This window comes from Lysinibacillus louembei (genome assembly GCF_033880585.1).
Taxonomy (GTDB): Bacteria; Bacillota; Bacilli; order Bacillales_A; family Planococcaceae; genus Metasolibacillus; species Metasolibacillus louembei.
This window is the reverse complement of record NZ_CP137624.1, coordinates 1,301,930-1,327,305: the sequence shown is the minus strand read 5'-3', so window position 1 is coordinate 1,327,305 and position 25,376 is coordinate 1,301,930. Positions and strand designations below refer to the sequence as shown.

At 37.8% G+C, this 25,376-nt stretch carries 34 protein-coding genes; 6 read left to right on the top strand and 28 right to left on the bottom strand.

Annotated features, from left to right (window positions below; genetic code table 11):
* The first annotated feature begins 170 nt into the window (after positions 1-170).
* Positions 171-842: a hypothetical protein gene (locus R6U77_RS06615; RefSeq protein WP_319837875.1), complete on the top strand. Its 672-nt coding sequence runs from the start codon at positions 171-173 to the stop codon at positions 840-842.
* A 108-nt stretch (positions 843-950) separates the two neighbouring features.
* A complete protein-coding gene (locus R6U77_RS06610) occupies positions 951-1,592 on the top strand; it encodes a GGDEF domain-containing protein (RefSeq protein ID WP_319837874.1) in 642 nt (213 codons plus the stop codon).
* A gap of 223 nt (positions 1,593-1,815) precedes the next feature.
* Here the strand turns inward: R6U77_RS06610 and R6U77_RS06605 are convergent, their stop codons facing one another.
* The gene (locus R6U77_RS06605) at positions 1,816-2,220 is read right to left on the bottom strand and encodes a GNAT family N-acetyltransferase (RefSeq protein WP_319837873.1); all 405 of its coding nucleotides are present in this window, start codon (positions 2,218-2,220) and stop codon (positions 1,816-1,818) included.
* 93 nt (positions 2,221-2,313) lie between these two features.
* Between R6U77_RS06605 and R6U77_RS06600 the strand changes: the two genes are divergently transcribed.
* A complete protein-coding gene (locus R6U77_RS06600; RefSeq protein ID WP_319837872.1) occupies positions 2,314-3,537 on the top strand; it encodes a DUF6138 family protein in 1,224 nt (407 codons plus the stop codon).
* A gap of 139 nt (positions 3,538-3,676) precedes the next feature.
* Here the strand turns inward: R6U77_RS06600 and R6U77_RS06595 are convergent, their stop codons facing one another.
* The 10 genes from R6U77_RS06595 to R6U77_RS06550 form a co-directional block, all read right to left on the bottom strand.
* Positions 3,677-4,303 carry an anti-sigma factor family protein gene (locus R6U77_RS06595; protein WP_319837871.1) on the bottom strand — a complete coding sequence of 209 codons (627 nt, stop codon included), beginning with the start codon at positions 4,301-4,303 and terminating at the stop codon, positions 3,677-3,679.
* Positions 4,293-4,793 (bottom strand): RNA polymerase sigma factor, encoded by a 501-nt coding sequence (locus R6U77_RS06590; RefSeq protein ID WP_319837870.1) that lies wholly within the window; start codon positions 4,791-4,793, stop codon positions 4,293-4,295. The genes R6U77_RS06595 and R6U77_RS06590 overlap by 11 nt, the downstream gene beginning before the upstream one ends.
* A 436-nt stretch (positions 4,794-5,229) precedes the next feature.
* Positions 5,230-5,757: a GNAT family N-acetyltransferase gene (locus tag R6U77_RS06585; protein WP_319837869.1), complete on the bottom strand. Its 528-nt coding sequence runs from the start codon at positions 5,755-5,757 to the stop codon at positions 5,230-5,232.
* 132 nt (positions 5,758-5,889) lie between these two features.
* Positions 5,890-6,414: a GNAT family N-acetyltransferase gene (locus tag R6U77_RS06580; protein ID WP_319837868.1), complete on the bottom strand. Its 525-nt coding sequence runs from the start codon at positions 6,412-6,414 to the stop codon at positions 5,890-5,892.
* The gene (locus R6U77_RS06575) at positions 6,415-6,909 is read right to left on the bottom strand and encodes a hypothetical protein (RefSeq protein ID WP_319837867.1); all 495 of its coding nucleotides are present in this window, start codon (positions 6,907-6,909) and stop codon (positions 6,415-6,417) included.
* A 93-nt stretch (positions 6,910-7,002) separates the two neighbouring features.
* Positions 7,003-7,227, bottom strand: a complete 225-nt coding sequence (locus R6U77_RS06570; protein ID WP_319837866.1) for a hypothetical protein — start codon at positions 7,225-7,227, stop codon at positions 7,003-7,005.
* Between the two features lie 266 nt (positions 7,228-7,493).
* Positions 7,494-8,186, bottom strand: a complete 693-nt coding sequence (locus R6U77_RS06565) for an MBL fold metallo-hydrolase (RefSeq protein ID WP_319837865.1) — start codon at positions 8,184-8,186, stop codon at positions 7,494-7,496.
* Positions 8,186-8,710, bottom strand: coding sequence for a GrpB family protein (locus tag R6U77_RS06560; protein ID WP_319837864.1), 525 nt, complete (start codon positions 8,708-8,710; stop codon positions 8,186-8,188). Before R6U77_RS06560 ends, R6U77_RS06565 begins: the two co-directional genes overlap by 1 nt.
* A 10-nt stretch (positions 8,711-8,720) precedes the next feature.
* On the bottom strand, positions 8,721-9,467 hold the full coding sequence (locus R6U77_RS06555) for a hypothetical protein (protein WP_319837863.1): 747 nt from the start codon (positions 9,465-9,467) through the stop codon (positions 8,721-8,723).
* A gap of 15 nt (positions 9,468-9,482) precedes the next feature.
* The gene (locus R6U77_RS06550) at positions 9,483-10,322 is read right to left on the bottom strand and encodes a pyridoxamine kinase (RefSeq protein WP_319837862.1); all 840 of its coding nucleotides are present in this window, start codon (positions 10,320-10,322) and stop codon (positions 9,483-9,485) included.
* A gap of 165 nt (positions 10,323-10,487) precedes the next feature.
* Here R6U77_RS06550 and R6U77_RS06545 point away from each other — a divergent pair, with 165 nt between their 5' ends.
* Positions 10,488-11,030: an ECF transporter S component gene (locus R6U77_RS06545; RefSeq protein ID WP_319837861.1), complete on the top strand. Its 543-nt coding sequence runs from the start codon at positions 10,488-10,490 to the stop codon at positions 11,028-11,030.
* Between the two features lie 96 nt (positions 11,031-11,126).
* Here the strand turns inward: R6U77_RS06545 and R6U77_RS06540 are convergent, their stop codons facing one another.
* The 12 genes from R6U77_RS06540 to R6U77_RS06485 form a co-directional block, all read right to left on the bottom strand.
* Positions 11,127-12,320, bottom strand: a complete 1,194-nt coding sequence (locus R6U77_RS06540) for an amidohydrolase (protein WP_319837860.1) — start codon at positions 12,318-12,320, stop codon at positions 11,127-11,129.
* A 54-nt stretch (positions 12,321-12,374) separates the two neighbouring features.
* Positions 12,375-13,028: an HAD hydrolase-like protein gene (locus R6U77_RS06535; RefSeq protein ID WP_319837859.1), complete on the bottom strand. Its 654-nt coding sequence runs from the start codon at positions 13,026-13,028 to the stop codon at positions 12,375-12,377.
* A gap of 19 nt (positions 13,029-13,047) precedes the next feature.
* Positions 13,048-13,509, bottom strand: a complete 462-nt coding sequence (locus tag R6U77_RS06530) for a hypothetical protein (protein WP_319837858.1) — start codon at positions 13,507-13,509, stop codon at positions 13,048-13,050.
* A 15-nt stretch (positions 13,510-13,524) separates the two neighbouring features.
* Positions 13,525-14,496, bottom strand: coding sequence for a quinone oxidoreductase family protein (locus tag R6U77_RS06525; RefSeq protein ID WP_319837857.1), 972 nt, complete (start codon positions 14,494-14,496; stop codon positions 13,525-13,527).
* A 70-nt stretch (positions 14,497-14,566) separates the two neighbouring features.
* Positions 14,567-15,295 carry an ABC transporter permease gene (locus tag R6U77_RS06520; protein WP_319837856.1) on the bottom strand — a complete coding sequence of 243 codons (729 nt, stop codon included), beginning with the start codon at positions 15,293-15,295 and terminating at the stop codon, positions 14,567-14,569.
* Positions 15,296-16,006, bottom strand: coding sequence for an ABC transporter permease (locus R6U77_RS06515; RefSeq protein WP_319837855.1), 711 nt, complete (start codon positions 16,004-16,006; stop codon positions 15,296-15,298). It lies immediately after the preceding gene.
* Positions 16,003-16,914: an ABC transporter ATP-binding protein gene (locus R6U77_RS06510; protein WP_319837854.1), complete on the bottom strand. Its 912-nt coding sequence runs from the start codon at positions 16,912-16,914 to the stop codon at positions 16,003-16,005. Before R6U77_RS06510 ends, R6U77_RS06515 begins: the two co-directional genes overlap by 4 nt.
* Before the next feature lie 90 nt (positions 16,915-17,004).
* Positions 17,005-18,369 carry a sensor histidine kinase gene (locus R6U77_RS06505; protein WP_319837853.1) on the bottom strand — a complete coding sequence of 455 codons (1,365 nt, stop codon included), beginning with the start codon at positions 18,367-18,369 and terminating at the stop codon, positions 17,005-17,007.
* Positions 18,366-19,034 carry a response regulator transcription factor gene (locus tag R6U77_RS06500; RefSeq protein WP_319837852.1) on the bottom strand — a complete coding sequence of 223 codons (669 nt, stop codon included), beginning with the start codon at positions 19,032-19,034 and terminating at the stop codon, positions 18,366-18,368. Before R6U77_RS06500 ends, R6U77_RS06505 begins: the two co-directional genes overlap by 4 nt.
* A gap of 74 nt (positions 19,035-19,108) precedes the next feature.
* Positions 19,109-19,408, bottom strand: coding sequence for a cupin domain-containing protein (locus R6U77_RS06495; protein ID WP_319837851.1), 300 nt, complete (start codon positions 19,406-19,408; stop codon positions 19,109-19,111).
* A 165-nt stretch (positions 19,409-19,573) separates the two neighbouring features.
* Positions 19,574-19,978: a GNAT family N-acetyltransferase gene (locus R6U77_RS06490; protein ID WP_319838347.1), complete on the bottom strand. Its 405-nt coding sequence runs from the start codon at positions 19,976-19,978 to the stop codon at positions 19,574-19,576.
* Positions 19,979-20,114: 136 nt separating this feature from the next.
* Entirely contained in the window at positions 20,115-20,429 is a 315-nt protein-coding gene (locus R6U77_RS06485; RefSeq protein WP_293927133.1) for an RNHCP domain-containing protein, read from the bottom strand.
* A 514-nt stretch (positions 20,430-20,943) separates the two neighbouring features.
* Between R6U77_RS06485 and R6U77_RS06480 the strand changes: the two genes are divergently transcribed.
* Positions 20,944-21,075 carry a hypothetical protein gene (locus R6U77_RS06480; protein WP_293927132.1) on the top strand — a complete coding sequence of 44 codons (132 nt, stop codon included), beginning with the start codon at positions 20,944-20,946 and terminating at the stop codon, positions 21,073-21,075.
* 126 nt (positions 21,076-21,201) lie between these two features.
* Here R6U77_RS06480 and R6U77_RS06475 read toward each other — a convergent pair whose 3' ends face one another.
* The 3 genes from R6U77_RS06475 to R6U77_RS06465 are packed head-to-tail and all read right to left on the bottom strand — an operon-like array spanning position 21,202 to position 23,106.
* Complete coding sequence (locus R6U77_RS06475) at positions 21,202-22,116, bottom strand: sensor domain-containing diguanylate cyclase (RefSeq protein WP_319837850.1); 915 nt, start codon at positions 22,114-22,116, stop codon at positions 21,202-21,204.
* The gene (locus R6U77_RS06470; RefSeq protein WP_293927125.1) at positions 22,109-22,741 is read right to left on the bottom strand and encodes a chemotaxis protein CheC; all 633 of its coding nucleotides are present in this window, start codon (positions 22,739-22,741) and stop codon (positions 22,109-22,111) included. Before R6U77_RS06470 ends, R6U77_RS06475 begins: the two co-directional genes overlap by 8 nt.
* Before the next feature lie 5 nt (positions 22,742-22,746).
* Positions 22,747-23,106, bottom strand: coding sequence for a response regulator (locus R6U77_RS06465; protein WP_293927122.1), 360 nt, complete (start codon positions 23,104-23,106; stop codon positions 22,747-22,749).
* A 280-nt stretch (positions 23,107-23,386) separates the two neighbouring features.
* On the opposite strand from R6U77_RS06465, the gene R6U77_RS06460 reads away from it, so the two are divergent.
* The gene (locus tag R6U77_RS06460; protein WP_293927119.1) at positions 23,387-23,701 is read left to right on the top strand and encodes a MazG nucleotide pyrophosphohydrolase domain-containing protein; all 315 of its coding nucleotides are present in this window, start codon (positions 23,387-23,389) and stop codon (positions 23,699-23,701) included.
* Between the two features lie 21 nt (positions 23,702-23,722).
* Here the strand turns inward: R6U77_RS06460 and R6U77_RS06455 are convergent, their stop codons facing one another.
* Positions 23,723-24,364, bottom strand: a complete 642-nt coding sequence (locus R6U77_RS06455; RefSeq protein ID WP_319837849.1) for a DUF1801 domain-containing protein — start codon at positions 24,362-24,364, stop codon at positions 23,723-23,725.
* 121 nt (positions 24,365-24,485) lie between these two features.
* Positions 24,486-25,196: a DUF5694 domain-containing protein gene (locus R6U77_RS06450; RefSeq protein WP_319837848.1), complete on the bottom strand. Its 711-nt coding sequence runs from the start codon at positions 25,194-25,196 to the stop codon at positions 24,486-24,488.
* Positions 25,197-25,376 lie beyond the last annotated feature (180 nt).

Here is a 25,376-nt window from a genome sequence, read left to right as displayed (position 1 = left end):
TTTTTATGCCTAGCTTTTTTATAAGGCTTTTAGCATACAAGCCTTATAAAATTTAGGATACCCACTGAATCATTTTAAACGTTAATTATTTAATTAAATTTATATAAAATACAATCTCTCCATTAATTTTACAGTATAATATAGGAAATACAACTTACGCAGGTGATAAGATGCCCTCCAAAATCAGTGCTATTTTCTCAAATATACAACGAGCATTTAATGATAAAAAATATAAAGAAGTAGTAGAACAAGTCGATACGGCTATTGATTTAGCAAAATCACATAACGAGCGCTTTATTGTAGCTAAGCTATACGATATGAAAGTAAAAAGCTATCGATTGATTGATTTACCAGCACGTGCGCATGAAACACTAACTGAATTTCATTCATTTATCGAGCAATATAAAAATGTGGAAAGTGCTATTTGGTTTCATTTATGTGCGGTCAATTTATGGGAAAGTGGTTCCTCTTCAATTGATAGCATTGTCCATCGCCATGTAAAAAAAGCATTAAACTATGGGGCACAAACAACGGACCCAAATTTAAAGCGCCGTGTGTATGGCACGATGTCAAGCTATTTAATGAATGTCGGCGAGTATGAACGCGCCTGTGATTATTTAGAACTAGCCTTTTTCTATGCGCAGCTGACTGTGGAGCAGGGACAGGCAGAGGAATCCGTTGTTTATAGCATGATGGTTGATTTAGTTTATTTAAACACCGTACTAAAGCGCTTTTCCATCACTAACAGCATTAATGCTGTTGTTTATCAGCATATGGATGCGATGTCCAGCTATCAAAAAGGAGTTATTCTGCAAAACTGTGGCTATTTATTGATGAAGTAGGGGGATTATGCACGAGCCATTGAGGAATTTCAGCTTCTAGCGCTCTATACAGATACATTTAAGGATACTTCATTGAAAGCTATCGCTTATCAATATATGTGTGAATGTATGGAAAAAATCAATCACCCTGACTTAATCGAAATGTTTAAAATGCAAGTAAAGGTTTTAAATGATTTACTTGATGAGCAAGAAACAGCACATGCTTTAGAGGCTGAAATGAATATTCAGCGCAATCAAATTTTGCATGAAACCTCTATCGATCCTTTAACAGATGTTTATAACCGAAAATATTTCGAGACAGCGGCGAATAAAATTTTGCAGCAATTGGATGCATCGATCTATACATTGCTCGCAATTATCGATTTAGATTATTTCAAGCAAATTAATGATACATATGGGCATTTAATTGGGGACGAGGCTTTAAAAACAGTAGGCGCGAGGCTAAAAACCTTTGCTTTACAAAAAAAGGCCATCGTTGCACGTTACGGTGGAGATGAATTTTTACTAATTTGCTCTAGTAAAGAGCGTGAGCGGCTTGAAGACTTTGCAGAAACGCTGCACCGAGGCTTGAGTGCTCTAACAGTGGAAAATGACAATACAATTGTTCATTTAAGCTTCAGCATTGGCTTAACCATTGTAAACGCGGCAGAGCCTTTATCAGCTCTATTACAGCAAGCAGATACAGCATTATACGATGTAAAGAAAAACGGTCGAGGCCATTTTACTTTTTATCGTCACCATAAAGATTAAAGGAGCTGTCCAGAAAGTGAACTTTCTGAACAGCTCCGCTTTTTACATAATAAATTTTTGATTAAAATTGTGCTCCTACGGTGGTCACAATAGAGCTTTTCTGCGACGAGTAACCGCAGGAGCAAATGGTTTTAACTGCGACGAGTAATCGCAGGAGCAAATTGTCACCATCCTCGTCGCAAAGGGGTGTCCCAAAATGACTTTTTGGACGCCCACTTTTCTACTATTTACGCACATAAGCCATCCCAATCGATTTAGGCGCTGTTGCTACAAAGCCAAATTTCTCATAAAGCTTGGCTGCCGGTCCATCTGCGATTAAAGAAACAAAGGCTTGTGGGCTGATTTCAGTATCTAAATAGTGCTTAATTTCTTTCATAATCATTTTCCCAAGCCCTTTCCCTTGTTCATCTGGATGAACTGCGATATCGACCACAACATAAGCTGTGCCTCCATCACCAATAACACGTCCCATCCCAATTAACTGACCATCCTCTTTCCGAAGAATTACAGAAAAACAGCTATTATTTAAGCCTGTTTGCACATGCTGCGAATCACGAGGCCCCATTCCAGCTAGCTTGCGTAGCATTAAAAATTCCTCAACAGTCGGTATCTCATGTAAAATTTCCATTCTCTCACCCCTTTTTCATTATAACATTGCGGCAAAAGGCATATAGAAAATTCGAATAATTGCCTTTACACTTACTATAAAGGAGGCAATACAATGAAAACAGAACAATTTACCAATGATAACTCATTATGGCTACAGCTAGAGCAAGAGCTTCTTTCTAAAAAATATCAAGTTGAAACAAATGACTACCCTGCTAAAATTATTACTCCTTCGTTTTCACTTGATTTGTTCACAATGTATGAGGTGCTTTGTTACTATCAACAGCTTGCATTATTAAATACATTTCGCCAAGAGCTTGGCTTTGAGGAGCAACGCTATTGCCTTTCTCGATTCACTAGCGAGCAACAATCTGCTCAGTACTTACCTTTATTAAGCTACTATGTTATCAATTTACGAAAATATGGTGCCAGCTTTGAATATTTAACTGTTGAAGAATTGCTTACAACGATTAAATATCTAGATATCGACACATATAACCGATTAACTACAGTGGGCTCTGGCACTTTACCAACAACTGAATCAGCGCTTTTTACAGGAACAGCAAATGATGTACTTGCAACGATTACCATTCATATGAAACAAGAAACAGAGGAAGCCTATCGCGAGGCTATGACCTATTTAAATACAGTATTAGAGACAGACTTCCCAAAAAGCTACAGCATTTTCTATGAAGGTGAAAGCAGCTTACTATTGCCTGTGGAATCTTTACCAATTACATCATCACACCATTTTTTTGCCAAAGTATTAAGCTTCCCGAGCTTGCATCCTAGCCTTGTCGAATATAGCTATAAAGCGATGGCTGAATACCATTTTTATCACGATGTTGATGATGAGCAGGCTGCTATGCCAAGTACATTCGCCGTTTTTGGTCTTGGCTTATACGATAAAAGCTATAACAAGCTCATTATCGATTATATGTATGAATGTGATGGTGACCATTCACCGATGCCTGAATATTTTGCCAAGGCATATGTTGAAAAATTCGGGCTAACACCTGAAACATTGCCTGTCTTTGTCTGCACAGTAATAGCTGTACAAGAAATTCCATATGATTCTTTCTTTGAGCAAGCAATGAATACTGAGGAAAACCTGCAATGGCTTGAAAAATTTATGACAATGCCATTTATCGAGCTTTGTCCTTTGATTTCCTCTGAGCAAAGTGCATCTATTGAAGAACTGAAGGATTATATTGTAGCAGCACTATTCTACACATGCTTTGGCATTATCCACTTGAATGATTTCACAAGCTCAGCCTTTATGCGTATTTCAGAGCCATATCGTACACGCTTTGAAGCAATTATTAAAGAGCTGATTTAAAAAGAAGCCGTCCAGAAAGTGAACTTTCTGAACAGCTCCGCTTTTTTACAGTGCTCCTGCGGTGGTCACAATCAATTGTCACCATCCTCGTCGCAAAGGGAGCGTCCCAAAATGACTTTTCGGACGCTCCCTTTCTTACTTATATCGCATTGATTGAATATCTTCCTGGTGGTGCCTGTATTTCAAAATAGTATTTTTTATTTCTTTTTAACTCTTTTAACTCCAAGCGTGCCCCCTCTTTTATTGTTACATCATCTATAATGATTTGACCGCTGTCATCTTTTATTCTTAGTCGAATATCGCCATCACTCCCTGCTACATTAACAACCGCTTTTTTCCAAAAAACGCTATCGAACATCACATAATCCTGTGGCTCATCTACAAAGATAGAAAAATCTACTTGCTGCCATTCATCTTCCTCTGAAGCAATAACAACATTCCCCCACTGACTTGGTGAAAAGAAGTTGTGTACAACGCCGACATTTTGGTAGATTGACATCCCAATAACCATTACCATAAAGGTAATAGCTACTGCTGCTATAATATTAAAATAACGTCTTCGGTTAATTTTCTTAAACGGAGAAATTGCCTTTTTAACTTCCTCAGGCAATGGCTGCACATATGTTATTTCTTGTTGCAGCATCGTTAAAAGTGATCGGCATTTTGCACACTCTTGAATGTGCTCCTCCACTACTTTACGCGTCTCGTCACTACAAACACCATCAGCATATGACGGTAGCAAATCTTTTATAATATTACAGTTCATCTCGCTCACCCTCTAACCTTTCTGCTAATTTTAATTTCGCACGATAATAGGTAACCCTCGCCCAATTTTCGCTTTTGTTAAATATCTCTCCAATTTCCTTGAAGCTTAAATCAATGGATGTTCTTAGCAAAAATACTTCCTTATATGGCTCTTGCAATAAATGAATTTCTTTATGTATCGAAATTAACGTTGAGCGATTTATGATTTCGCTATGTGGTGTATTGCCACTCTCTATTTCCTGAATAGGATCGATTGTAATATGTTTCCTTCGCTTTTCCTTTTTCAAAAAATCATAATACAGATGCTTGGCAATTTGACATAGCCATACCGATATTTTACATTGACCATTGTAGCGATGAATCGATTTTGTCGCCTGATAAAAGGTTTCCTGTGTTAGCTCCTCTGCTAAATCAACATTGGCTGTCAGTGAAATCAAAAATGCCTTCACCCCATCCGCATGCGCCCTATATATTTCATCTAAGTCCTCCACTCATTTCCCTCCCTTCGCCATACTTATATATAGATTTTGAAGGAGTTTCGTTACAGCTTTTGTGAAAGTTCCTTCAGTTTGTATACTTGCACATTAATGATTGCTTTTTCACTTGATTCACAGGAAATGACTTTTTTAAAGGATGTCCTTCAACTTATGGGATAATGGTGAGCGCAGCGGGGGGTGGTGCAATCATTGGTGGGCGATGGGAAGCTATTTTATTATTTTATAGCGCAAGCACCGTTTTACTGGCAGCTTTTAGCAACACAGGCTACACTACAATGTACCAAAGAGCGATTTATCATACGTCATGCAAGCCAACTATATATCAGCGACTTTTGAGGATATATCAGCGACTTTCGCCAATTTATCGGCGAAATTTCAAATATATCGGCGATTTTAAAAAGGCGGCGCTTCTCTGCGCCACCTTTCTTGTTTATTCCCATTCTTCACGCAAAATGCCCATGCGAATAGAGTCATAATAATGCCCTTCGTAATAGCGCACTTTGCGAATTCTCGCTTCCATTTGCATATTGAGCTTTTCACCAACTCGAATCATGCGTTTATTGCCTGACCATGTTGTGAAACCAACACGCACTAATGGCATTGTATTAAATAAATGATCAATCCATAGCTTTAATGCACGTGTGCCTAAGCCTTTGCCCCACGAGCCACCTTCATGGAAAACGATACCTACTTCCAGCCACTGTGAAGGCTCATGCTCCCAATAATACGACACAATACCACGCACAACACCAGCTACTTCAATCACCCAAAAATCATCATCACCAATCCAACCTTGCCCGATTGGTAAAAACTCCTCTAATGTTTTAGATTGATGTGGATAGTAAGGTGCATCCCATTTTTTCCATTCTGGTTGTTCATCCTTATAGATAAGCTCCCATAGACGCGTTAAATCCTTCTCCTCCACAGCTCGGATGATTAATTCATTATCTTGATACATAATAGACCTCTTTTCAATAATAGTAAGCCTCTGTGATTGAAAAGAGTAAGTAGATTTTACTCGCCAATCACCTTATGTACGTTTTTCATTCGAATCAACTCCTTTGCTTTTATTGTCAATCATTATAACATATCAGTATGGCACTTCATTCATTCTATTTGGTGTCACGGTTGCATTTTTCCAATCCTCATAAATCGCACCATACAATACCGTATCCGAAACAGTGCCGTCGCTATTTTCCCAGGCATTACGCAAATAGCCTTCCTTGACAAAGGCTGCTTTCGTAAAGCATTTGCGCATTGCAGTATTATCAGCACGTGTGTAGCCTTCAATCCGAACTTTATTTTTCTCTCCAAATAAATAATCTTGCATCCATTTTAATGCCCTCACACCAAGCCCTTTTCCACGTGTTGATACAGCTAAACGAAGGTCAAACAGCGGAATCGTATCATCGATATCATTGATAATGAGTAGGCCAACTTTTTCTTCATTTTCAATAATCCAAAATGTTTCGCGACCATCTGCATAATAGCCCTTTTCCACGGCTTTTCTCACAGTATTCTCCTCAACACTCATATCAGCATGATAAGGCCATTCATTTTCCGTTAACAAGCGCACTAAATCATCGATTTCCCCATTAAATAAAACTACTTCCACTTAATTCTCCTCCTGCCTATATACAATCGCTTTTAAATGATTCCATTCTTTGTATAATTGCTCTTTTGAGAGTAACTTCCACGGGTTAAAAATAGTTTGCCCATGCTTATTAAAGAATAGATTTCGCCCAATAAAATAAGCTGCATGTTGAATAATTCCATTGTCATCATGCCATACAACAACATCACCTATTTGCAGGTTATCAGCATTTGTTGGTCGATAGTTATACTGCTTCAGCTTTTCCACAAATGTTTTTTGATGTATCCATTCGTCTATAAACCATCGCTGCTTTCCTTCACTCATTGCATACACTACTGTCGCTAAACAATTAGCCCCTTGCTGTGTGCAAAATTTATTGGTATAGGGCTTTAAAAATAGAGGCAACTCACTTGGAGCTTCCTCACACTCTCCGTTATCCCACCATTCATGGACCATCGTCGTAAGCAATTGTTCCTTACATACCCAATCTAGCCGCTCCCACATTTGATGCTGCAAAATTACATGCTCATTCTGGACATAGTCTTTAGGAATTCGTTCCATATTCTAAATAAAGGAGGCTGGTACTACAAGTCCTCGCTCATATTTTTGTTATGCTGCTAAAATGAATTGCCTTTGTTCTGCATCAAGTAGCTCAATCCAATCACTTTCCGCAACAATGACATACTGAGCGTTTTTTATATTCCAATATTCATAGCTATTAACATAATCAGGCTGCTGATAGACCGAATGCTCATAGAATTCATCTTTTGGCATAACAAGTACATTCGATAAATCTAGCTTTCTTTCTAAATCCTCCACTGATAAAAAAATCAATTATGCCTTGGCATAATTGCGTCGGGATTTTGAATTGTGCTTGCGCAATTGACTCCTTTCAAAATCCCTGACATCCGCCGGAGGCTTTATTAGAATTCAGTGGGCGTTTGGACACCTACTGAATGAAAGCCTATCTCAGCATTCATCCCTCATCTGTAGAAGTAGGCGTTTTCTGCTGAATTCTGATCAATCTTTTTGCGGCACGTAGCTCTTAATCCAAGATGCTACTATATCTGTTGTTGGTTTAATTTTCATGCTTAATTCTCCTAATCACTGTTAACAAATTTCCCACCGTGATAGCAATAATAAGTGTTCGCCTGTAAATCAATCACCTTCTGTAAAGATTGTTTTGCTGCATCAATATCCAGACAAAATTGTGGGTTAGCAATCACCAATTTGTGCTCTTCATTAACAGCCGCATCACCTGTAATCACACTTTGGAGACTAGGAAAATACAAGGAAATATGTCCAGCTGTATGCCCCGGTGTAGCAATTACTCTACACCCACCATTTAAAATCACATCGCCATCTTGTACAGTTTCATCAATCGCAACATGCTTTACACTTTTAAGCTGCCCAATGAACCACTCACCAAACTCTCGCTCCTCACCTACCATATTTTCAAGCATTGCCTCAGCCTGAGTTAATCTTTCAGACTTCTTCGCTCCACTAATAGAGCTAGACTCCTTTTTACTAGCGATTAAATGAATCGATGGATACTTTTCCTTAAAGTCATATAGTGAACCAATATGATCATCATCATAGTGGGTAATAATAATATTTTTTAAGCTTGCTAAATCATAGCCATGCTCCACTATCGCTTCTTCAATTAAAGGTAAAAACTGTACATAGCCTGTATCTACTAAAGTTAATTCATTATTTAGCACAATTAAGCTAGGATATATACAATTTTTCTGTCCATTAAACTCAAATTCAATTGCTAATTCTACAATTTCCATTATGTATCCACCCTTCGCTTTGCTAAAATCGACTTTACAAAGCCTTCTTTATAATCTGTATATGCCGCAATACCGTGCAAGCCTGTTTCAAAAAACGATAGCTTTAGCTGCTCATACTGTTTTTTTGCTTCAGCATTTGCCCTTAAGAAATCTCTAAAAAACAATAATTCCTGCCACTTTTGCCCTTTATATTGCACAAGATGAATAAAATGCGTCTTTGTTTGAAATGTATCATCCGTAAATTTTGCACATACAATTTCATCAGGTCGCTCAACTCGCAGTCTATGAAAGCCTACCTTTGATAAATTCTTGAAAAAGGCTTTTTCAAGACAAGCTAAATCCTTAACTCCAATTAGCAAATCAATAATTGGCTTTGCCCGCATTCCTTGAATTGATGTGCTACCGATATGCTCAATTTGTTCGCTTAGCAAGTTAGTCACACACAATAACGCTTCCTTCGCTTGTTCAAACTCTTTTGCCCATGCTTTATCATACGTTACAAGTACAACCTCATCATTTCTCATCCCTATCCCCCTATAATGCCGTTACACCAAAATACTCCGTCAACGGCACTGTTCTTCCCGCTTTATCCCACTCATAGTATAGTGCAAAAACTTTATGAATATCTCCGCCATAACAGTCTTCAACAATATATTTAATTGCCTTAGAGCTACGCCAATAATAAATCATTATAGCTGTCAAACTCGTTGCCTCATAGCTCCCCTTACCAAACTCGTCCAAGGAATGTTGCCCATATTTTTCTGTAAATAACTCAATCAATTTCCCCTCAACTGCTACAAGCTCCTCATATTGCTCAGCTGATAATGTAAGCTTTTGTGACAAATATTCACACATACCTTCCTCAAACCAAATGCTATTTTTACGCCCATCGTCAAAATCATCAATAAATAACTGAAGGTGATGCGTTAATTCATGTGCTAGTATGCAAAACACATGATCTAATGTAATTTCGCTATAATATTTCTCAATGCGTTCATTACGTTGTCCTTCTAGCTGTGCAAGATGAAATTCGCGCCAATCCTGCACAATTGGCGACATGCAAATTCTTACGTCATTCGTATATGCTGGAACAGGTGTATTAGAAAAAATTGTTGTTGCATTTTCCTTTGATGTCCACACAATGGCCTTTGGTAAATCGTCTAAGCCAAACTCCTTTTCTAAAAGTGCCTGATAAGCAACTAGCTTTTTATTTAGCTGCTCAATATCCTTTGAATAAGCTTGTAGCTCCTCAACACTTTCAAACGCATAAATGTTTTTCATCCTTCGTTTTCTCCTTTAAATCAACATTTTCAAATACTTCTCAAAGTGCACACCCATATTGCGTGGAATTTGCTGTGCATGTGTTTCATTAATAGCAGCTGTTAAAAATTGTGCCGCTAACTGGATTGCTTCCCCAATACTCTGTCCACGTAAAACGCTCCCCATTATCGTTGCGGCAAATAAATCACCCGTTCCTGAATAGCCTGCACCATTGAAAGGCTGTTGACTGAAAATGGTTGTGCCATCTGCTACGAGTAAATTGCCAATTGTTGGCTCTACTGTTGGTGGCACAATACCTGTTAAAATTACTTTCGCTTTTGTTTCTTCTGCTAGTAACTGTGCCACTTCCTCCAATGCCTGTAAATAATCGCCTGCATCTGTATAGCTGTGCAATTTTTCATATGATAGCCCTGTCAGCATACAGCATTCCGTTAAATTTGGTGTAATAATATCCGCACGCTTTACTAGCTCCTTCATTTGCTCTAGCAAGCGACCTGTAAACAGTGGATAGCCCTCACCTTGATCGCCCATGACAGGATCAACAAGCAAAGTCGTTTGCTCCTCATGAAATACATCCAAAAAATCAAAAATATGCTGAATTTGCTCCTCTCCCATTACAAAGCCTGTCAAAATGCCGTCAAAGCTTGCATTCATTTTGTGCCATTCCTCGGTAAAATGCCCCATTTTTGATGTCAAATCCTCACAAAAAAAGCTTGGAAATTCTGTTTGCGCTGTCAAAATAGCAGTTGGCAATGGGCATGCTTGTACCCCCATCACTGATAAAACAGGTAATGCTGCTGTTAATGAGCATTTCCCAAAGGAGGACATATCTTGGATTACAGCTACTTTTTTCATCTTTATCATCCACCAATCAAATTCTAATATGTTCATCTTAACATGGGAGACAATTGTTTTCACAACAAAACTGACCACTATATTTTTAAAGAAATTGATACTTTTACAGCAACCAGCTATCTGCTAAAGTTATGAATAATTCATATCAACTTAAGGAGGATTACGATGCAACAAATTCAAAGTGCCCAAAAATCACAAAATAAAACATTTGATTTAGTGCTGACAGCTATTTTGATTGCACTTGTTGTCATTGCAACATTTATTAATATTAAGCTACCTATCGCAGCAAAGGGGGGGCTTGTTCATTTAGGAACAGCAATGCTCTTCACAATTGCCATTTTATTCGGACCTAAAAAAGGGGCAATTGCTGGAGCTGCCGGTATGGGATTGTTCGACATTATGGGTGGCTGGGCAATTTGGGCACCTATTACGATTGTCGCGCGCTTCTTACAAGGATTTATCGTTGGTAAGATTGCCTTTATGAACGGTAAAAAAGGAACGAGCATGATTATTAATATTGTTGCTACAGTTGTTTCTGTGCCTGTTATGCTTGCAGTTTACTATATTGGTGAGGTTATTTTATATGGCAACTGGATACAGCCTTTAGCATCTATACCTGGTGACTTGCTACAAAATGCAATCGGGCTTGCTATTGCTATCCCACTTTGTGCCGTACTGAAAAAAACGCCTTATTTTAGAAATATATAATGATTGGCTACCAAACGAAAAAAGGGCATGTTTGAAAAGGTAATATCTTTTCAAACATGCCTTTATTTTTTAAGTTAATCGAGCGAATCAATATTGTTAATTATTTTTTTCTAAATAATCTAACGTTGCTTGCCCTAACACATTTGCCGCAATACGCAATGCACGCTCATCGATATCGAATTTTGGATGGTGATGTGGATACACTTCCTCCCACGCTGGATTTTTTGCTCCAGTAAAGAAGAATGACCCTGGAATTTCCTCTAAAAAGTAAGCAAAATCCTCTCCTCCCATATTTGGATCAACAAGCTCAACAGCCTCTACACCAGCTACTTTTTCTGCGGATGCCATCACATGCTCTGTTTCTGCTTCATGGTTCACTACTGGTGGATAGCCTCGAACATATTCATATTGATAATCAGCCTTCGTTAAATAGCATGTTGCCTTTAGCATTTCCTCAATTTCACGCTCTAATAAACCGCGCTCCTCCTCATGGAAAGTACGTACAGTGCCCTTCATATACACTTGGTCAGCAATAACATTGAACGGATTTAGCGCCTCAATATGACCAATTGATACAACAGCTGGACGAAGTGGGTTCACACGACGAGCGACAAGCTGTTGTAAATTCGTAATAAACTGTGCTGCAAGAACAATGGAATCCTTCGTATCACTAGGGTTCGAACCGTGCCCGCCTTTCCCTTTAATCGTAATATAAATTGCATCTGCTGCAGCCATTAACGGGCCTTTTGCTGTTTGAATTTTACCAAGCTCAGTTGGCGCCCATAAATGCGTACCGAAAATAACGTCTACACCTTCCAAGCAGCCATCTTGAATCATGGCAATCGCTCCACCTGGTGCAAGCTCCTCCGCATGTTGATGAATAAAGACAATCGTTCCTGCTAATTCATCCTTCATTTGATTAAACGCCTTCGCTAAAATTAATAGTGAGGCTGTATGTCCATCATGCCCACAAGCATGCATACGCCCTTTCACCTTTGATTGGAATGGCAAACCAGTTTCCTCAGTTATCGCCAAGGCATCAAAATCCGCTCGCAATGCTACTGTCTTCCCTGGCTTACCACCTACTAGCTTCGCCACAACACCATTGCCACCAACACCTTCACGTACCTCATGCCCCAACGCACGATGAAATGCTGCAATTGTTTTTGGTGTTTCTACTTCTTCAAATGAAAGCTCAGGACTTTCATGGAAATGACGGCGAAGTTGAATCATTTCCTCCTCATATTGCTTTAATAAATCCGTTAGTTGGTCTTGTTGTAAAACTGTCATTTATAACACTCCTTAATTAAGTCGACCTTAGTAAACGTAACTATTATAACATAATTAATCTATTATTCTGTCAATTTTTAAAATATCGATAAAATCCTCAACAATATAATCCGCTTGTGCTAGCTCACTGTCCTGCGCAAAATCAAAGCGAACGCCTATCGATTTTAATTGATTATGCTGAGCTGCATTAATATCTGAAGATCGGTCCCCCACAACATAGCCTGACTCAATATGATGCTGTTCTTTAACAAGCTGAACCAACTCCGATTTATTTCCTGAAGCTATTAAATCAATACTATATGTACCAGAAATAAAACAATCTAGCTGGTATTGTGCGACAATTGCCTGTAAATAAGCTGTTTGTCCATTGCTTGCAATGTACAAAGGATAGTGCGTTGATAAGGCAGCTAATGTTTCCTCCACCCCTTTGTATAAAGCACCTTGACCTCTCTGTATTTGTGCAATTAATGCTTGTTGAAATAGCTTATTACTTTGCAAATGCTGTGTTGTACTATGCTTTGGGCATAAAGTTTCCCATACGACAGGCAGCGGCACTCCCATAATTTCACGGTATTTTTCAATTGGCGTGTTGCCTGACCATTCATCATTGGCACGAAGGATGTCAAAGGTAGCTTCCAGCGCAGGCTCTAAAATCAAGTTCGTTTGAAACAATGTACCATCCATATCAAAAATAATTGCGGTTGTCATGTAAGCACTCCTTTAACAGCTAGATTAATCGTACACAATGACAATGTGCACGTTCCAAAATCGCTAAGTCTTCTGGTGTTATTTCGTTAATTTGGACACTTGTTTCATCCATGCGTTGCTCCCCATCACCAGCCCAAAAAGTAATAATATCTGCACAATATTCTGGGCGCACATTGGATTTTATGTATTCTGTAAGCTGCTCTACAAGCTCTTGATTCCATCTACCTTCAATTCCATAAACATAGCTTTTTTCAGCATAGAAATCCAAATCATAGGGATAACCTCCCCACTCAAAAATATTCAGCTTTTGAAAAGCTGCTTCATCTTCAGCGTATAAAACTTGCACGCTGTCATCTAATTCATCCCATGAACGAGATACTGGATACATTGCTTTTAGCTCTCTTACTGTCAATTTTAGCGTTCCTCTATAGTTCGCCTCTGGTAGTGGATAATCTGATACTAAGACGCGATATTGTGACATAGTAAACTCCCTTCTCTATTCCACAGCTACTAATATCTTTCCACTATGTGCTGTGCTCTCCATTAATTTATGAGCTTCTATAATAGAATCAAAGTTAAATATACGTTCAATATGCGTCTTAATCTGTTGATGACGAATCAATTCGAATACCGCAGTTGACAGCTCTTGAATATATTTAGGCCGCAGTTGACGAGTAGTGCCTAAGCTGAAGCCCATTATATTGCGACAGCTCGCATGTACATCTAAATTTGTAAAGGTGGCTATTTGGCCACTGGCATTGCCAAATTGCAACAATGTACCATACTCCCTTAAACAAACAAGACTTTGTTTCGTCACATCTCCTGCGACTGAATCAAAGACGATATCTACACCTTCATGGTTCGTTACAGCTAACGCCCCTTGCGAAAAATCACTATAGGTAAATGTATACTTTGCTCCATAGCTTTTTAAAAGCTCAAACTTACTTGTCGAGGATGTCACAGCAATAATATTTTCGACTCCTTTTAGCTTGAGCAATTGCAATAATGTCGTGCCAACACCACCGCTTGCCGCATGGACAATAACAGAGGCATCCCTTGAAATGTTTACTAGTTCATTTGTTAAAATGTAGCTTAGAAATGTTACAGTAAGCCCCGCTGCCCCTTGCTCAAATGACACTTCCTCTGGCAGCTTAAATGCTAATTTTTCATTTGCTACCGCATATTCAGCATATGTCCCATCTTTCGCAAAGGCGGCTACTCGATCACCAATTTCAAGATGTGTCACAGATTTACCAACCGCTACAACAACACCAGCTAAATCTAAGCCCAAGCTCATTGGGAAATTTGCCGTCGCTTTACCACCTTTACGATTTTTAATATCTGCATAATTAATGCTAAAATTTTTCACTTGAATTAAAACTTCCGAATCATCAATAGTAGGCTTATCTGTTTCGACATACTGTAATACGTTAGGCTCACCGAATTCACGAATAACGATTTTTTTCATAAAGCATCCCACCTCTACTTTTCCATTATTATACTCCACCAAAGTAGGTTAAGGGGGCTTTTCCTATTATTTAAACAGTCTTTCGTTGAAAATAAATATAGCCGCAAAGGAAAAATAATAAAAAGCTGCCACCTACAACTGTCAGTAATTGCTCCCACGGAATAAAGAAAATATCCTCCGTATCGCCGCCAATATACATCATCGAAAATGGCTGTGCCCAAGGATAATATGGAGCAATTTTCTCAGAATTGATGGCGAATATCGTAGGCAATGTAAAAATGACATTAATCGCAAATGGCGCTGCAAAGCTTTTAAATGCTGCCGATAACCATAGTTGCAATGCTACTAACGGAAGTGTTGCCACCCAGCCCCCTATAATGCTTTTCCAAACAATTTCAATTGGGAAAGGCGCTGTAAAGCCTCTCACTGTACCTACTGCATAAATTGCCGCAAGATATAACAATTGAATCACAAGCACTAATAGTATTAACAATACATATTTTGCACTAAATACTCGCCCTCTCGAAACAGGCAGTGCTAGTAGCTGCTTCCAGCCCCCTGCTTGATGCTCATAGCGACAAATAGTGCCTGCTAATACACCAGTAATCAATGGTAAGAACAATAGAGCATAGGTGAAATTCATAAACATCATCGCTAAGAACCACTCATTTACACCATCCTCCATTTGTAAATTAAGGCTCACCCCGACTAGCAATGCAACTAGTGGACCAACTAGCAAAAGTGCTGTAATTTTTGATTTGCGTAGCTTAAACCATTCGGATTGTAAAATTGCTAGCATTTACTTCACATCCCTTCTGAAAAAATCCAGCATACCTGCAATATATAATAAAGCGCCTACCCCGATACCTAACCAAACGTTCATTAACGGCTCATTCCATGCATTCATAAGCGATGGCCATTTCCAAATGACCCAGTCCGGCAATGAATAAGCCATATAAGTCAAAATGACACCTACAATCCCTGTTGTAATTGGCACACCTTGATTTTGGCTAACCGTTGCCACCCATAGCTGCAACGCTAGTACAGGCAATGCTGCAAAATACGGATAGAAGCTATATTGCAGTAGCTGTTCATAAGGAATAGCATCGCCTAAATTTAAAAAAACTCCATATGCTGTGCTAAACAGCATTAACAGTATTGATGACACACCTAGTAATAAAGCCATCACCGTGAACTTTGATAAATAAACCGTCATTTTTGAAACTGGTAATGCAATCAGCTGCTTCCATGCATTCGTTTCATTTTCGACACTCGCCATAAAGGAAGTAAGAATTGCAATACCTAATACAAGTGCCAAAGGTGTAAATGCATGGACATTCATTAGATAATATAACCAGTCATCATCGCTTTGCTGCAATAAATAATCTTTGCGTACACCATAATTGACCATTTGCATTACAACGACACCGAAAGGACCTAAAAATGTTAATAACCAAAAGCCTTTACGCTTGATTTTCAACAAATCGGAACGAATCAAATAATTGATCATATGCTTTCATTACCTCCCGTCATTTGCAAGAAAATATCCTCAAGCGATTGCTTTTCCTCTTCAACGCGGTAAATTGAAAAGCCCTCTTGTACAAGCAGACGAATCGCTTCTGCCACATAAGTATCGTCCGTATTCGCAAGAGCTAGTAAGCCATTTTTATAATCTGCTTGTATCCCTTTTCCTAGCAATGTGCGCCATGCTTGCTCTGTATCATTTACCTTTATCGATATTTTTTGTTGTGCATGTTTACGCATTGCTTCAATCGAATCTTGAAAAATTAATTTACCTTTTGCAACGATGCCAACTCTCGTTGCAATTTGATCAATTTCCGATAGCAAATGACTTGAAATTAACACTGTCATGCCATATTCGCTCGGCAAACGCTTAATTAAATTGCGAATTTCGATAATACCTGAAGGGTCTAATCCGTTCGTCGGTTCATCCAAAATTAATAATTCTGGATTGCTAAGAAGTGCTGTAGCAATTCCTAGACGTTGCTTCATGCCTAGCGAAAAGCCTTTTACTTTTTTATTCGCAACATCCGATAAGCGAACAATTTCTAACACCTCATCAATACGGGATTTTGGCACTTGTAAAATTTTCCGTACTGCCTCTAAATTTTCATACGCTGTTAAGTGCGGATAATACGATGGATTTTCAACTAATGAGCCAACCTTTTTTAAAATTTGGATACGCTCCTTCGTTAAATCCTTTTGGAAAATGCGGATATTCCCTGCACTTGGCTTCATTAACCCTAGCAGCATACGAATCGTTGTCGTTTTGCCTGCTCCATTCGGTCCTAAGAAGCCGTATATCTCACCTTTTGGAATACGCAACTCCAAATCACTGACTGCTGTATCCTTGCTAAATTTCTTTGTTAATTTTTGCGTTTCTACGATATATTCCATTTCCATCACCTCTTTATTTATCATAAAGCGTGAAGTTTAAAAACAAGGGAGGGCTAAGTTTAAATTTTGTTTAAAAAAGCATTGAAAGGGCTATTTATACCCTTTCAATGCTTTAATTTGAATCATCGTCCCATCTTCATTTGTATCAATTGTCCATTCCAAGCTCATACCTTTAACCATCATATCAACAATAGATAAACCAATACCTGCACCTTTTTCATCGGATAGATGCTGCATTCCTTTGCCTCGGTCTGTTAAAACGATCGCTTGATATTGCTCCGTTTCCACTGTTTTCACCTGAATATAGCGACCATCCTTTGCATGACGTAGCACATTTTGTAGTAAATTATCAAGTATTCGTCCCAACCATATTTTGTCCACTAACCATTTACTCTCAGTGAAAGCCCTTAACTCAATATCAATCGTAAAACCTTCCTTTTCAAAGGCAGGATACCATGTAGCTAAATGCTCGCGTGTAAATCGCACAACATCGATTTCCTGTGGCTGATAATTAAAACGGCTTGCCATCAACAATGTGTAGGACATTAAATTTTCCATTAAATGGTCAATATGAACAAAGGAGTTTTCCAACGCTTTTACTGCCTGTTTGCCCTCCACCGATAAATTCTCCTTACTGATTGAATAGGCCTGTGCTCGCACTTTCGTTAAAGGTGTGCGCAAATCATGGGATAAATTCGAAATTAATTCTCGGCGAAGCTGCTCCTCCTGCTGCTCACGCTGTTTGCTCTCCTTTAGCTCTACTACCATTTGATTAAAGCTTTGCTCAAGCTGTCCAATTTCATCCTTCTTTTTCACTTCAATTTGTAACGGCAGCCCGTCCATATCGCGCAATGCCATCCCTTCCTGTAGCTGCATTAAACGCTTACGAATACCCTTGAAAAATAAAAATGATACAACGATAAACAGTAATAGTCCTACCAGTACACTAACCATTAGTAAAGTTCCATAACGATCGTGTAATTTTTGCATAGGCACTTTGAATACCTCTCTCGGTATCTCAATGACGACGAAGCCATTTGCTGCATCCTGCCCTAGAAAGGCGAGCACTGTAAATGGGTCCTCCCCATAATGCGACTTTATATATTGTGCCGTTGTTACAGCATCCCATTTGGCAGGGATCTGCTCTATAACATTCATTTGCTCCACTAATTGTCCATTCGCATCCACCCAAAACATCGTTGCTTGTGGAAGGTAGGCTTGCCATTGTGCAAAATATTGCTGAATTTGCTCTCGAGAGGCTTGCTCTAATGCATTTGCTCCTTCATGCCATTCCTTTTCAACTTCGGTGTAATCAACTGTTTCATCGTCATAATTTTTATTCATCCAATAGATTCCAACGGCAGAATAGGTGATTTGAATTCCCCAAAGCAAGCCAATTGCGGTAAAGATAATCAACATATATTTCGCCTGTAGTGAATTAAATAGTTTTTTCATTCTTTCACCCGATAGCCAATGCCACGGATCGTCTCGATAATAGTTGGCTGTGCAGGGTGCATTTCGATTTTTTCACGTAAATAGCGGATGTGAACCATCAATGTTTTATCTCCTTCTATATACGCCTCGCCCCACACATTTTCATAAAGCTGTTCCTTCGTTAAAATTTGATTTAAATGGCGAATAAAATATTGGAATAAATAGTATTGTTTACCTGTTAGCTGAATTTCCTCCTGTGTTTGCTGATTGATGATACGCATATCCTTTGTATATACAGTTAAATGCCCAATGGTTAATTGTGCCTCATTTTTTTGGAAGCGCCTTAACAGCACTTCGACACGTGCCATTAATTCATCTGGATGAAAGGGCTTTGTTAAATAATCGTCTGCAAAGCTCAATCCTTCTAACTTGTCCTCAACTGCCGTACGTGCAGAAAGCATTAAAATTGGCAGCTCGCCATTTCGATTTTTCAAGCGCTTGCCTACTGAAAAGCCATCCAAGCCCGGCAGCATCACATCTAATACAACAACATCTACTCGCTCCACATATTGCTCAGCACCTTCACCAGATGTCAACCACGTCACCTCATAGCCGCGCTCTGTCAGCTCCTTCGCTACCCATTCACCAATTTCTACTTCATCTTCTATGTATAATATATGTGCCATATCGTTCCTCCCTCTGCTTCACAGAAAATAACAAAAAAAGCTCCGATTTGCAACAACCAGAACTTTTCCATTTATTATTTTTTCAATCGTACCACGACAACTTCACAATCTTCTACTGCTTCAAGACTATGCTTTTCGTTTGGCTCAAGCATTAACAGCGCATCGGCGTCAAGCTCTGTTATTTGCCCTTCCACATCAAATTTCACACGCCCTTTACGACAAATAATTAATACCTCACCAGGTGCTGTATGCTCTGCAATCGATTCGCCTGCTTTCAATTGTATATTCATTACATCGTAGCCTGCTCCTGCCGCGACTTTTCCTGCATGCTTCACCTTGTCCTGTAACAACTGCTCTATTTGAATATGTTGCATATCATGTACCTCCTTATTTAATAGCTAAAATCCCTTGCATATAAGCTGTGAAATAGTTAACTCAATTGCTTGAACATCATGTACAGCAGTATTTCGAAACCCTACTATATTTCTCATCAATAATATTTGCTTCTTCGTCCTCATCACCATAAACTATCACTTCCATCATATCATGCTTTTTTCTATCGTTACAGTTGGCACACCTCTGTTAATATCCTCCTCAACAATTTGATAGCCAAGCCCTGTATAGAGACGGACATTACCATTCTCGCTTTTGCGCACTTTACATGTAACATATTTCAAATGTCGATTTGTGGCATACTGCTCTATATAATGAACCAGCTGTGTGGCAAGCCCTTTTCTTTGTGCAGAGGGGAGCACAGATAGTCGTGAAAAATACAATATATCTGCTTCTAACTTGCATTTTACAACAGCAACAATTTCATTTTGCTCTGTCAAACTAAAAATAATAGTACCTTCATCAAGCTCTCTTTTAACGGTCGCAGCAGTTTCCTTTAAAGCACTTGATGGAACGGAGTCACCTTCATAACGCTTGAATGCTGCAAGTATAATTCGGATTATTACATTGTTGAATAGGCATACTATCCCTCAACGCATATTAATACTATATATTGTATAAAAATACTAAAAAGGAACCATCTGAAAAGATAGTATCTTTCCGGACAGCCCCTTTGAGAATAACCTATTAATAAGAATTCTTTAACATCAAACTCACAATATCGTCTTCTTGTATTGTATCAATTGCTATTTTATTGCGTTGCTTTTTCCCACATTTTATACACTCATGTATAAGTTGATAACCTTTTTTACTTGTATAATCCAAGTCAATTGGCTTCATTAAACCTCGACACTCACTTAAACGATCGCCTGGCTTTACATCCAAATGCTTTGAATACAAGCAAAATGGGCAATGATTGCGAAAGCTGCCATTTGTTAATGGCTGCACATATGCTTGACAATTTTCACATTGAAAAGCGGTATTTTCTTTTAATCTACTCAAACGTTATCTTCCTCCAAGATGAATTTTCATCTGAAGAAAAAGGGTTCCGTTCGTTTTCCTAATAGTGTTTCAGGCTTTTAAGGTGAATGAGCCAATTCACCGCCTTGCTCTACAAAGCGATTACTTCTAGTTCCTGCTTCACGAGAACTTCTTTCATCTCTCGCTCCGAACCTCGATTGGTTTTATGCTTTTGTACCAACCACTGTAAGACGGACTTCTCCACCTTCCACTAGTATGTGTTCATCCTTAATCACTGACATCGGCAGTCGTCCCCTAGAAAACAACGCTTGAGTAAAAAATAAATTGAATCAAAAAATCACTCCACGATTGTAGATTATTCTCATTGTTTATTATGCCACAAATAGCTATAACAAAAAATCGAATCTTTCTTAGCTTACAGTCGTATAAAATAGTAATTAACATTTCATAATTGTGTCCAGCTTTTTTCCAAGCTCTTAAGAGGATTCATTAACTTGTGAAAACATTCATTGAAATTAAAATAAGGGGTGATACTATGTTGTGGATATTCGGCATTCCTTTTTTCGTTCTAGGCATCGCTAATAATGATTGGACATTTATTATACTCGGTATTACGTTATCCATTGTGTTTTACTTTGCGCAGAAAAAATCGAAAGAACAAAAATAATACATTGATAAAGCCCAACAATCATCTACATGACGATTGTTGGGCACTTTCTTTAATTATAGTTTAAGTTTTCTGATAAATCATCCCACACAAAAAATACAATTCATATAAAGTAGAATTGTATTTTTATGCTTTATTATTCACTTTTTGCTTATGCAAATACATTTGGCGATCCGCTATATTTATTAGTTGTTTAACTGTTACGCCATCTTGTGGGAAACAGGCATAACCAATGCTTGTAGAAATAGAAACGGCCTTGTCTTCAATAATAAACGGCTCCACTAATAGTTCATGAATTTTTGCAATTTGCTCATTATGCTGCTCAACAGAAGAAATATTTTCAACTAATAGCACAAATTCATCTCCACCTAAGCGGGCAAAAACAGATTGTTCATCTGTCAACTGGTGACATCGCTCTGCAATCATTTGCAATAACTGATCTCCTTGTGTATGTCCCATGCTATCATTGACAGACTTAAATCCATTTAAGTCTAAGAAAAATAACGTGAATACAGCATCTTCCTGTTCAGTCAGACTTTCAATTCGATCAATAATAAATTTTCTATTTGGTAAATTCGTTAAACTATCATAAAATGCAAAACGCTTTAGACTTTTTGTAAATCCTATTGAATTTTGTAAGGATTTATTCAACTTACGAATTCGCTCATAATGATTGGTCACATCATGAATTTCTAGCATAATATATATTTTATTATCCAATTCAATATGCCGTATTAACATATTTTGGCGCATTTTCTTTGTGCATTCACTCTTGCGTTCACAATCTATAAAATATTCATGCATAGCAGCAGAGCAAAAGTTCTTTTGCTTATTCCACAGAGCTTTTTCAAACATTTGAATGTATATTTCTTTATTCAATCGCGGAATAACCTGCGTTACTTGCTGGCCTTTAACATCGCCTTCATCTTGACCTGTAAACTTTTTCAACCAGTCATTCCATAATTGGATATTTAAATGCTCATCAAGCAAAATAATACCATTGTCTAACTGGTTAATAATCGTTAAATATAAATTATTCATCTGCGTCCCTACTAATCTCGTCCACTTTTTGTATTAAAAATTCAATAGATTCCAATGAGAATTTTATTAAAATAAGGCCCATTACTTCAGACTCATCTACACCAAAATTCACATACAACAACAGTATATTGCTTTCTTTTGTGTTAAAAAATGTTTTGCTAAACTCCCCTTGCTCATGCAAAACAACTTGCGGCACATCGTAGTCTAGCTTCATGTTAAGCAGGCTACCCATACCTCCCATTATTGCATTCAATATAATATTGCCGATTTCTTTCACAACATCAAAATCCTCATCACTAAAAGAGGATTCCTCAGCTTCCATCGTATATTCTTCACCTAAACAAAGTGCAGTCACATACTTAATTTGCTCAGTTGGAAAAATAAATTCTGCTCTTCCCGAGAAAACGTTTCCAAATTTTAACGAAGTAGACAAAATCGTTCCATTCAAAATAGGAATTAAATTTTCTCTATCTTCAGCACTTAAATCACTAATTGTTAACAACTCTACCTCTGGAACAGATAAGTAAATTCTTTTTTGAAGAATTTCTGACAGCAAGCTAGCCGCCTCACCAACAAATACGTTATACAATTCTTTTAATATGTCTTCTTGTGTAGTCGTAAGCACAGATTTCACCTTTCTATCAATGACTGGATTTCACCAAGCTTGTCAACATTTATTGGTTTATTAATAAACTTTAATGCTCCAGCCGCCAAAACTTCTTCACGTACTGTTGCTTGGACATCTGCTGAAAGTACAATAACTTTAGCCTCTGGGAATTTTTCAAGCAATTTAACAATTGCCTCCTGCCCCGTCATATTTGGCATTAATAAATCTAAAAAAACTAAATTAGGTAAGAAAGACTCATATTTTTCTATACATTCAACACCATCGTCAGCAGTTTCATATACAGCATCAGGATATATCGATTTTAACGTTTTTATAGTTATTTTTTGAGAAAATGCAGAATCATCAACAACAAGTATCTTCATAAAATTCCCCTTTCCTTAAATAAACGTATTAATTAATAATAGCACATCGATTAGTTATTTTAAATCATTCAATCACAATATTAGCAAAAATATCACTGTTTTATAGGAAAATAAAACCGAAAGGAGAAAACGGAAATAGTTCTTAAGGCTATTAATTAATATAAATTTTGTAAATAATCTATATATATTGACTCAACGCAAAATATATATCATTATATGCCCCATCACTACAATAATTTCTATCATGCTATAATATGAAAAGCATAAAAGGAGGGGTTTTATGAATATATTCGAATACCAGCAATGGGTTACAGAGTTTTATAAAAAGCGTAATTGGTATGAATTAAGCCCATTTATTCGTGTAAATTTTTTAACAGAAGAGGTTGGCGAAGTTTCTCGAGCCATTCGCACAATTGAGATTGGGCGTGACCGTCCAGATGAAACAGCTCTAACAAAAGCTGAGCAAATCGATAATTTAAAGGAAGAACTCGGCGATGTACTTGATAACCTTTTCGTTCTAGCTGATAAATACGATATCGATTTAACAGAAATAATGCTTAGTCATAAAGAGAAGCTAACAAGTCGATATAAATAGAAGGGGAAATCTCCCCCCTTCTTAATTTACATATTTATGTGAGCCATCACAGTTAGGCATCCGCTTTGAGTGCCCACAAATGCAATCGCGTAAACCTTTACCATTGAAAATACGTTCCATGTTTTTTTCGATGCGTGCCGTTTTCGTTTTTGATTGCTTTGCTTGTGCAAAATGATAAATATATTCACGCTGTCTGCCTGGTGTCAATGACTCAAAGGCCTCTTTAAATGTAGTATCCTCATCGAACTTACTTTGTAACTCCTCTGGGATTTCAATTTCTGGGTCCTTCTTTGTTTCCACTTTCAGACCTGCTGCTTCTACTTCGATTGCTTCATTAATATATTCCTTAATAACTGGCTCAAGTTGCTGTATTTCCTGCCAATTTTTAAAACGAATTTGGCGAGCTGCTTGTACCTTTTCCGTTTGTTGCACTAAAACTCCTGCTGGATCCTTCAACAACGCTCCTTTATGAAATAGCAATGCACAGTAATCTTTAAAACCATGGATGAGTACAATATTTTTATTTTTTAGCGTATAACAAGGATGCATCCACTTGAAATCCTCTGTTAGCCCGCTATCCAATGCAATTTCTCTTAATACTTTAAACTCTTCCTTCCATGCCGTAGCATTACTTAAAAACTCATCTACTTTAGGATTCGTCATTTTTTACCTCCTCATTCTTATCATTGACGCCACAAATAACACCTGCATACACATTTTCCAATAAATTCGCTCTCATTTCCTCTACTAATGCTTCGTATTGTGCCATTTTAAATACCCCTGTTTATTGTAAATAAGATAGTGTATCTACTACTTCACAAAGTCCGCTTTCCTCAAGGAATTTTGCGACAATAGAAACATGTGAAACTCCAACGATAAAAATAATTCGCTCCTTGTCTGTTTCCATTAATCGAGTTAAATTCGAAAAGAGAATCAGATTTCTTTTATACCACCAGCTCAACCAATCAATGCCAATGTACTTGTTGAAATGACCAACTCTTGCTAAATTAATATACATTGTGTGTAATTGATTATACAAATTAGGTTCGTTAAGCTCTTTATAGTAATCTATTATCGTTTTGTCTTCTGTCAGCACTGGGAATTTCAATCCCTCAAATAGCTCATTTGCTAGTTGCGGCTGATTGGCTCGCATCCATGCATCTATTTCGCTATAGTCTTTATCTGCCTCTCCCATCCAATCAATGGGAAACACTTTCGTATGCTGCAAACCCTCTCCTAAGCGAAAGCCAATTTGATAAATTTCATTCATTTTCAATGGAAAATTGCCTACCTTATATTGTTCATATTCCTCATTCAAGCTTGCAGACTGCTCAACAACCCATTCTAACGCTATTTTTGTTGGTTGAAAGCGAGTTAACTTTTCTACTACCCCTTGAATTTCTGCTTGTCTTTTCACTTCAAAAAGTGCCTCTCCACCTTCCTCAGCCATATGAAAAGTTCCCAAAATCAATACTTTCGGTTTACTATTCGACATATTAACATCTCCATTCCACATCTATTATTAAAATAACAAAAACCTAAAAGAAAGTAAAAATAGTGACTAAAGCTCTTCTGATAACTGTTATACTGCTTTACTGAGCCTTCCCTTCTAGTACACATTATGCTATAATACACTTCGTCACTTCAACGCATTGAATCGAAAAAGTGCATAATT

Excerpts from the sequence above, each read along its gene's own strand:
- R6U77_RS06615 (WP_319837875.1), top strand. The coding sequence starts at position 171 with ATGCCCTCCAAAATCAGTGCTATTTTCTCAAATATACAACGAGCATTT.
- R6U77_RS06610 (WP_319837874.1), top strand. The coding sequence starts at position 951 with ATGGAAAAAATCAATCACCCTGACTTAATCGAAATGTTTAAAATGCAA.
- R6U77_RS06605 (WP_319837873.1), bottom strand. The coding sequence starts at position 2,220 with ATGGAAATTTTACATGAGATACCGACTGTTGAGGAATTTTTAATGCTA.
- R6U77_RS06600 (WP_319837872.1), top strand. The coding sequence starts at position 2,314 with ATGAAAACAGAACAATTTACCAATGATAACTCATTATGGCTACAGCTA.
- R6U77_RS06595 (WP_319837871.1), bottom strand. The coding sequence starts at position 4,303 with ATGAACTGTAATATTATAAAAGATTTGCTACCGTCATATGCTGATGGT.
- R6U77_RS06585 (WP_319837869.1), bottom strand. The coding sequence starts at position 5,757 with ATGTATCAAGATAATGAATTAATCATCCGAGCTGTGGAGGAGAAGGAT.
- R6U77_RS06565 (WP_319837865.1), bottom strand. The coding sequence starts at position 8,186 with ATGGAAATTGTAGAATTAGCAATTGAATTTGAGTTTAATGGACAGAAA.
- R6U77_RS06560 (WP_319837864.1), bottom strand. The coding sequence starts at position 8,710 with ATGAGAAATGATGAGGTTGTACTTGTAACGTATGATAAAGCATGGGCA.
- R6U77_RS06555 (WP_319837863.1), bottom strand. The coding sequence starts at position 9,467 with ATGAAAAACATTTATGCGTTTGAAAGTGTTGAGGAGCTACAAGCTTAT.
- R6U77_RS06550 (WP_319837862.1), bottom strand. The coding sequence starts at position 10,322 with ATGAAAAAAGTAGCTGTAATCCAAGATATGTCCTCCTTTGGGAAATGC.
- R6U77_RS06545 (WP_319837861.1), top strand. The coding sequence starts at position 10,488 with ATGCAACAAATTCAAAGTGCCCAAAAATCACAAAATAAAACATTTGAT.
- R6U77_RS06540 (WP_319837860.1), bottom strand. The coding sequence starts at position 12,320 with ATGACAGTTTTACAACAAGACCAACTAACGGATTTATTAAAGCAATAT.
- R6U77_RS06535 (WP_319837859.1), bottom strand. The coding sequence starts at position 13,028 with ATGACAACCGCAATTATTTTTGATATGGATGGTACATTGTTTCAAACG.
- R6U77_RS06530 (WP_319837858.1), bottom strand. The coding sequence starts at position 13,509 with ATGTCACAATATCGCGTCTTAGTATCAGATTATCCACTACCAGAGGCG.
- R6U77_RS06525 (WP_319837857.1), bottom strand. The coding sequence starts at position 14,496 with ATGAAAAAAATCGTTATTCGTGAATTCGGTGAGCCTAACGTATTACAG.
- R6U77_RS06520 (WP_319837856.1), bottom strand. The coding sequence starts at position 15,295 with ATGCTAGCAATTTTACAATCCGAATGGTTTAAGCTACGCAAATCAAAA.
- R6U77_RS06515 (WP_319837855.1), bottom strand. The coding sequence starts at position 16,006 with ATGATCAATTATTTGATTCGTTCCGATTTGTTGAAAATCAAGCGTAAA.
- R6U77_RS06510 (WP_319837854.1), bottom strand. The coding sequence starts at position 16,914 with ATGGAATATATCGTAGAAACGCAAAAATTAACAAAGAAATTTAGCAAG.
- R6U77_RS06505 (WP_319837853.1), bottom strand. The coding sequence starts at position 18,369 with ATGAAAAAACTATTTAATTCACTACAGGCGAAATATATGTTGATTATC.
- R6U77_RS06500 (WP_319837852.1), bottom strand. The coding sequence starts at position 19,034 with ATGGCACATATATTATACATAGAAGATGAAGTAGAAATTGGTGAATGG.
- R6U77_RS06495 (WP_319837851.1), bottom strand. The coding sequence starts at position 19,408 with ATGCAACATATTCAAATAGAGCAGTTGTTACAGGACAAGGTGAAGCAT.
- R6U77_RS06480 (WP_293927132.1), top strand. The coding sequence starts at position 20,944 with ATGTTGTGGATATTCGGCATTCCTTTTTTCGTTCTAGGCATCGCTAAT.
- R6U77_RS06475 (WP_319837850.1), bottom strand. The coding sequence starts at position 22,116 with ATGAATAATTTATATTTAACGATTATTAACCAGTTAGACAATGGTATT.
- R6U77_RS06465 (WP_293927122.1), bottom strand. The coding sequence starts at position 23,106 with ATGAAGATACTTGTTGTTGATGATTCTGCATTTTCTCAAAAAATAACT.
- R6U77_RS06460 (WP_293927119.1), top strand. The coding sequence starts at position 23,387 with ATGAATATATTCGAATACCAGCAATGGGTTACAGAGTTTTATAAAAAG.
- R6U77_RS06455 (WP_319837849.1), bottom strand. The coding sequence starts at position 24,364 with ATGACGAATCCTAAAGTAGATGAGTTTTTAAGTAATGCTACGGCATGG.
- R6U77_RS06450 (WP_319837848.1), bottom strand. The coding sequence starts at position 25,196 with ATGTCGAATAGTAAACCGAAAGTATTGATTTTGGGAACTTTTCATATG.